A 6,333-nucleotide genomic window follows, 5' to 3' on the forward strand; every position below is an offset into this window, starting at 1 on the left:
ACTGCTCCCCTGGGCCGAAAGCCTACCCGAGTATTGCAAACTCAAATAATTTTAACCGATTTGAGTTCCTTATGGGAGCTCTTTTCTTTATCCCTCACGGGGGATTATTGAGCGCTTACACATTTTGCACATCGGAATGCCTGTATTATGGATGCAAAGCAATACATGGAATGCAAACAATGCAAAGAACGATAAGAATAAAATTACGATAATAAATAGAAAATGATGATGCTTCGAGAAGCGCTGATTTGACGAATGTTGCCTAGAAAGTCCTTTTAATCAGAGGGCCTGGGATTCGAGTTCCCACGAGCGCACCAAAGAAAAGCGTTGGATCGTAAGATTTGACGCTTTTTCTTTTTATGTACCCGCCCAAAGGCGGGGAGTGCACGGTCGGTGCACGGTTTCTGCACGGTCAGGCTTTTCGCAGGAGGATTTTATATCCTGTGGAATTCCTTTGCAGTTTGTGCCCGAATTTGCATCAGGTCATGAGGGCCAGGCGAAGCTGTGCCTTCACCGCAGGATCGGCGTTATTCAACAGATCGAGCAAGGCGGACATGGAGATGGCGGCCTCACCGGCTATCTCAGACGGTTGAGCGGGCTTACCGGCTTCCTTGTAAAAGCTCTCCTCGAACTTTTGTCCCAGCTCTTTGCGGGAAGTCTGCTGGATATGGGCATAGGTATTGACCAGCATATCCGCGCTGGCATGGCCTGTCGTGCCTTGTACGGCTTTCACATCGCCGCCCGAGATCATCAGCTGGTAGGTGGCACTGGAATGCCGCAGCCCATGAAAGACGATGCGGGGAAATTCCGGGTGCGCGTCCTGCCATTTGAGGAACTTTTTGCGGATGAGGACCGGCTCCACGGCCTGACCGTTGGGCAGGCGCAAGAGCGTTCCACTGTCGTGGTAGCGCTCTGGGGCACGAGCCTTGTCGGCCTTTAACTGTTCCAGCCAGCATTTTAGTTCCTCCCGAAGGGCGGTGGAGATGATTCGGCGAGAAGCATCTGTTTTGGTGCTTTTTAGAATCAGAAGGGTCTTGCTGCCCTCTCGCTTGTCCTCAAATGCTTTTAACACACAACTGTCGCCTACTTGGCTTAGAGATTCTTTCTGTACCCGCTGCATCGACTTGTTGACTGAAAAGGTGCCGACCCCGCCGGCGGCGTCAAAGTCGATGTCCTCCGGGGTAAGCCCTGCCACTTCGCCTTCCCGCAGTGTGCCAACCAGAGTCAGGTGGACCGCCAGATGAAGGATAGGGTCCTCCATGCTGGCGAGGGCCGCCCGCATTTCCTCGACGCTCCAAATGCTCCGCTCCTGGGTGGTCTTTTTGGGCCCTTCCAGAGGGACGGGGCTTTTCAGTAGAATGCCCCATTCCACCGCATAGAGGAATGCGGTATGCAGCAGCCGGTGGACTTCACGAATGGTGGTACCGGACAGCAGCCGCTGCTTTTGTTTGGAGGTCAGCTTCTGCTTCTTGCCCTCGATATACTGGCCGCAAGGCGTCTTGCTCAGAGTGCTGTACAGGTTTTCCAGGTGATAGGGCTTGAGTTTCTGCATCTCCATGTTTCCAATATACGGAACAATAAGGTTTTGGATGGTGGACAGATTGGACTGATAAGTCTTGGGTGCCCACTTATGCTTGCTGCACTGTTTGGGCAGCCAGTCCATCAGGAACTCACCGACCGTTACCGTTGAAGGGATCAGGAAGGTGCCGCTGGCCAGCTCATGCTCTATCTGCTTTTTACGCTTCATCGCCTCCTCTTTGGTGGAAAAACTCTCCCATTTGTCGCAGCTTTTGCCGTGCTCGTCCTGGTAGGTGTAGCGGACGCCATAAGAGCCGCCTCGTTTTGTGATATATGCCATAACTGCCTCCTTGTCAGGCTGCCCGGAACAGCCAGGCATGAAAGCTGTCCTTGGGGACGCGGATGCTTCCGCCCACCCGCAGGACGCGGAACTCGGTGGTGCTGTTGCACAGGTTATAGGCAGAGCGCAGGCTGATGGCCAGCATCTGCGCCACATCCTCCACCGTGTAGACACAGGCTTTCCGTTCGGGCTGTTTCAGGTTAGAGTTCGGAGACTTGACGGCATTGTTTTGGGTGACTGATTCCATTGTACCGGTTTCGGGGGTGTTTTGCAAGGTTTCTGAGGTGAAATTTGTGGGTGTGTTGTTATTTTTCTTCATTGGCATTCTCCTTTTCATGGTTCAAAGTTCGGCAGTACGCTGGGCGGCTTTGGGCCTCCTGAATTCGTCCAAAACCTCTTTCGGTATCCGTTCCAGCAATGCCAGAGCATCCTCATAATCGTGCCGGAGCTGTGCGTCCCGCAGCTCCTTGAGGACGCTGGTTTTGGTGGCGGCTTCCAGAGATTGCTCCAACTCGGCGGCCTTCTTTTTCAGTTGCTTGTTCTCTGTGGCCGTCTCGGTGAAGGCTACGTTGTACTTCTTGAGCTGAGTGTGCATCTTCTCCACAGCCGGGATATAACCGTCCAGCAGTTTGGAGATTTCGGCGGCCCGCTTTTTGCTATTAAGAGGCCCGATGCCGGTAAGCAGTTCCTCCAACTTCTGGCGCTGCTTGTTGAGGCGGGTCATCTCCTTGAAAATGCGGGGTGGGATGTGGTCGCGTCCCGTCTGGCTTGCGCTCTCGCCGCGCTCCAGGTCGGGGTACTTTTGGACCATGTGTTCCCAGAACTTGTCCTGCCACCAGGTCAGCTTCTTTTTGTTGCCCACGATCTCCTTGGCACTCAGGCGGCCGTCTGCGGTCAGCGGAACAAAAGAAAGGTGCATATGGGGCGTTTTCTCGTCCATATGCACCACGGCGGAGATGATCGTTTCTCTGGATTGGTATTGCTCGAAGAAGCAGAGCACTTCTTCAAAGTAGCGCCGGACTTCGGGCAGCTTCTTGCCTTTGAAGACTTCCGGTGTGGCGGTGAACAGAACCTCCACCACCCGGACGCTGTCCGTCCGGGTGCGGCAGCCGGCAACGCTGATCTGCCGCTCGGCCTCAGCCCGGTAACGCTGGGGCGGCTCGATCAGGTGGAAGTTGTACTTGCTGCGGGAGCAGTCAATATCAGGGTTGCTGGCATACTTTTCTTTGGTGCGCTCATTGTGGGCCTCAATGCTCGATATCTCCGGCCCCTTGTACTTGGCGAAGCGCATGATGGCGTATTGTGATTGGCTCAAGGACGGCCCTCCTTTTTGGCAATTCAATCATATTGGTGACGGGCATAGTACAAACTCCTTTCTTTTGGATGGGTGGATGAGCTTCGATTACAAAAGTGGTGCTGGACAAAATGTCCACTACCACTTTAGCCTTATAAAGGATTTGCGTATATGGCGTGTTTTAGGATTTTCGCTATGTACGTGCGTACAGAACTTGTACATATGTACATAGCAAAAAGGCCAAGTTTCCTCTTATACAGAATTTTGGCTGTTCCCAAAATGGGAACAGCCACTTCAACTGTAAAAGAGAGGTCGGTGAGTCGCCGATCCCTTGCTGGCAGGTTAGGGGCGTTTTAACTTGGTTGTGACCAATTCGGTCACAGCCACTTCAAGGGAGTAACAAACGGTTACGCCCCTTGAGGCCTTGCACTATGCCGCTGTACAGACTTTGTACATACGTACATAGCGAAAAGGCCAAATTCTCTCATATACAGAATTACCGTCCCCAGGATGAGGGAGCAGGCTCGGGTTGGACAAGGGCTTCGATTCCCAGATAGCCCCATACGCGGCGGCCCGCTGCGTTGACGATGTTGTTGGTGTGCTCCAGGTTGTATTTTTTCAGGTTGGCAATCAGGTTATCGCTGAAGCTCCTGGCTTTCAGGGGCACCAGGTTGTTCTCCTCACACCACATCTTATAAATGGTATAGAGGTCCTTGGAGCTGATACAGGCATCCGCTTTGAGACGGATGTAGTCCTCAGCTTCCATGAAGTCGAAGAAATTGTTGTTGTCCCGCTTGACAAGCTCCCGGTTGCGCCGGGCACGGTCGCTCTCGGTGAACTTGAAGCCGTTCTGAACGAGACGCTGCAGGCCCTCAAAGGCCCACAGAAAAACTCCTTCAGCTTCGGCAGCCATCTTCTCGGCAATGTCCGGGTCGTCCACCCGGTCGGTGGGCTTGTCCCTGGTGGTCAGGACCAGCTGCCGCCGGTAGAAACCATCGCTGCGGTCATAGAGAGCCTGTAGGTCTCCATTGCTGAACGCCAGCAGTCGGGCATAGATCCAGCCCTGGTAGCTCTGTTTGCCCTTGCGTTCCAGGTCCATCTGGCCCTGGGCCGTGACAATGGACTTGACGTAATTGGTCTGCCGCAGGGCTTCGATGCGCATATCGTCATCCACGCAGAGCAGGATGTGTTCCAGGTCAGCCCGGGCAAAGCGGTTTTCGGAAATTTTGCCGATGCTGCCGTCCTTCATATTGGCACCGAACAGCCTGGACAACACCACGCCGATCTGGCTTTTGCCCTCACCGCCGCGGCCCTTGAGGACCATCATCCGCTGGCCCTTGTTGCTGGGGATGAGGCAATAACCGATAAACTCCTGAACCGTGGGAATATCCTCCGGGTAGAGCAGGTCGGACAGGAACCGCAGCCAGTGGGCAGGCTGGGCCGCTTTGGAGTTATATCTGACCGGCAGCCGGTTGCGGACGACTTCCAGCTTACTTTCCTGAAAGCTGCCGTTCAAGCTCAGGGTCCCATTGGCCAGGTGGATGCAGCTAGTGACGGGCCGGAAGTTGTCCACCTGGGCTGAGAGTTTCAGCAGGTCTAGGATGTTGCCCACCTTGCGGGCTACATTGTTGCTGGCATAGTCCCGAAGCTCTTCATAAATCATGCTGCGCAGGGGCATCTCGTCGGTGACACGTCCATCCTCGGTAAAAAAGAAGCCATTGCAGAAAACGATTTTGTGGGTGGACATAAAGGTCTCGCAGAGAACCGCTTCGTTGATCCGATGCCCTTCTTCCAGCCAAACCGGGGCATTGGAGCTGGGCCGATAGGTTTTGCTTTTCATGCAGTTTCCTTTCTCTCTATGGAGTCCAAACGGGATTCCACCATGGGAAGCAACTGCCCAGCCAGTAACTGCCTGGCAACGATGGCCTTTCTGGAGGCTGGCCCAAAAGCCAGACAGTTAATGAGATCGTCAACGGTAGCTAACATGTGCAGGGCTTCCACAAAGCGCTCGTTCAGCGGTTCCTCCGGGGAGAGGGGAGCAAACTCTGTCTGCCACTGGGTCAGCAGGTCGCGGTAGTCATGGAGGACCCGTAGACAGTAGGCAATATCCTCTTGCTGGGCATCTGAAAGGGTGGCGAGTGGCTTGGGCAGTGCGACCGCGCCGGATGGAGGTTTATCCGGGCCAAGGCCAAAGTCCTGGGCCAGCTTTCGGGCGGCCTGCAGGCTACTGAGATCGAACAGGCGGGCGGTGAGGTCGATGACATCGCCGGTGGCTCCGCAGCCGAAGCAGTAATAACAGGCGTCGTTCAACTTCATGCTGGGCGTGTGGTCCTCATGGAAGAGGCAGCGGGTCATCCCGGTGGTTGTGATGGGCAGGCCATACAGCGCAGCAGCCTGCTTCACGGTGACGGCAGCCTTTATGGTTTGAAAAAGATTCACTTGCACCTCGTTTTCTCATATCTGGTGGATGGGCTGATATGCGGTACTTCGCCTGGTACCGTGAGTCAAAGATACGCCAAATCATCGTATCCTGAGGGAAAAGGATGTACCCTACTTCGGGGTACACCTTCTTCTTGTGTCGGGATTTGAGTTTCTGATGAGGCCCATCTGGTGGGTAACGTTTTGTTACAGACCGCCTTTTCGGGGCAATCTTTGCCGTTCTCCCGCATCGCTTCTGGCAGGCAACCACTCATCTCTGAGGGCGCTGTGCCATCCCTTTTGGGCGCTCGCTCCGGGTGGAGGTCGTGGCGGTTTGGGCGGTGAGGACGGTCATTCAGTTTTACATTGGAGATAGTATAACAGAAAATCCAGAGCTCTCCCGTATGTCCAAGAGGTTGGAAATTTGCCTCAAAAGGCTCTGATTTCCACGCTCTTGGACAAAGCAACTGCGATATGGTATACTAAAGTGGTAAATCGCCAACCCGCCCACTGGATGGAGGTAACAGATGCACACGAAACTGACGTTAGGCGAACGACTCAAGGACCTGCGGATTGAGCGAGGCTGCACCCTGGAAGAACTGGCGGCTCAAACGGGCTTGTCAAAAGCGGCCCTGGGCAAGTATGAAACCAATGAATCAGGAGACATCAGCCTGTTTGCCATCACCAAGCTGGCCGACTTCTATGGCGTGACAACAGATTATCTTCTGGGTCTGGTGGAAAACAAAAAACACCCAGACGCAGC

6 protein-coding genes are annotated in these 6,333 nt (G+C 54.2%); 1 reads left to right on the top strand and 5 read right to left on the bottom strand.

Going from position 1 to position 6,333, the window contains the following annotated elements:
- Positions 1 to 478: 478 nt before the first annotated feature.
- The 5 genes from B5G12_RS13845 to B5G12_RS13865 form a co-directional block, all read right to left on the bottom strand.
- Positions 479 to 1,858 (bottom strand): site-specific integrase, encoded by a 1,380-nt coding sequence (locus tag B5G12_RS13845; protein WP_087325450.1) that lies wholly within the window; start codon positions 1,856 to 1,858, stop codon positions 479 to 481.
- A gap of 13 nt (positions 1,859 to 1,871) precedes the next feature.
- Positions 1,872 to 2,183 (bottom strand): helix-turn-helix domain-containing protein, encoded by a 312-nt coding sequence (locus tag B5G12_RS13850; RefSeq protein WP_087325451.1) that lies wholly within the window; start codon positions 2,181 to 2,183, stop codon positions 1,872 to 1,874.
- A 15-nt stretch (positions 2,184 to 2,198) separates the two neighbouring features.
- Positions 2,199 to 3,173, bottom strand: coding sequence for a MobV family relaxase (gene mobV / locus B5G12_RS13855; protein ID WP_087325452.1), 975 nt, complete (start codon positions 3,171 to 3,173; stop codon positions 2,199 to 2,201).
- A gap of 475 nt (positions 3,174 to 3,648) precedes the next feature.
- Positions 3,649 to 4,992, bottom strand: a complete 1,344-nt coding sequence (locus B5G12_RS13860; RefSeq protein ID WP_087325453.1) for a DNA primase family protein — start codon at positions 4,990 to 4,992, stop codon at positions 3,649 to 3,651.
- Entirely contained in the window at positions 4,989 to 5,591 is a 603-nt protein-coding gene (locus B5G12_RS13865) for a CHC2 zinc finger domain-containing protein (RefSeq protein ID WP_242956059.1), read from the bottom strand. Before B5G12_RS13865 ends, B5G12_RS13860 begins: the two co-directional genes overlap by 4 nt.
- Positions 5,592 to 6,097: 506 nt before the next feature.
- On the opposite strand from B5G12_RS13865, the gene B5G12_RS13870 reads away from it, so the two are divergent.
- On the top strand, positions 6,098 to 6,333 hold a 236-nt coding region (locus B5G12_RS13870; protein WP_144064144.1), incomplete at its 3' end, for a helix-turn-helix domain-containing protein.

Source organism: Faecalibacterium sp. An58, from assembly GCF_002161515.1.
Taxonomy (GTDB): domain Bacteria; phylum Bacillota; class Clostridia; order Oscillospirales; family Ruminococcaceae; genus Faecalibacterium; species Faecalibacterium avium.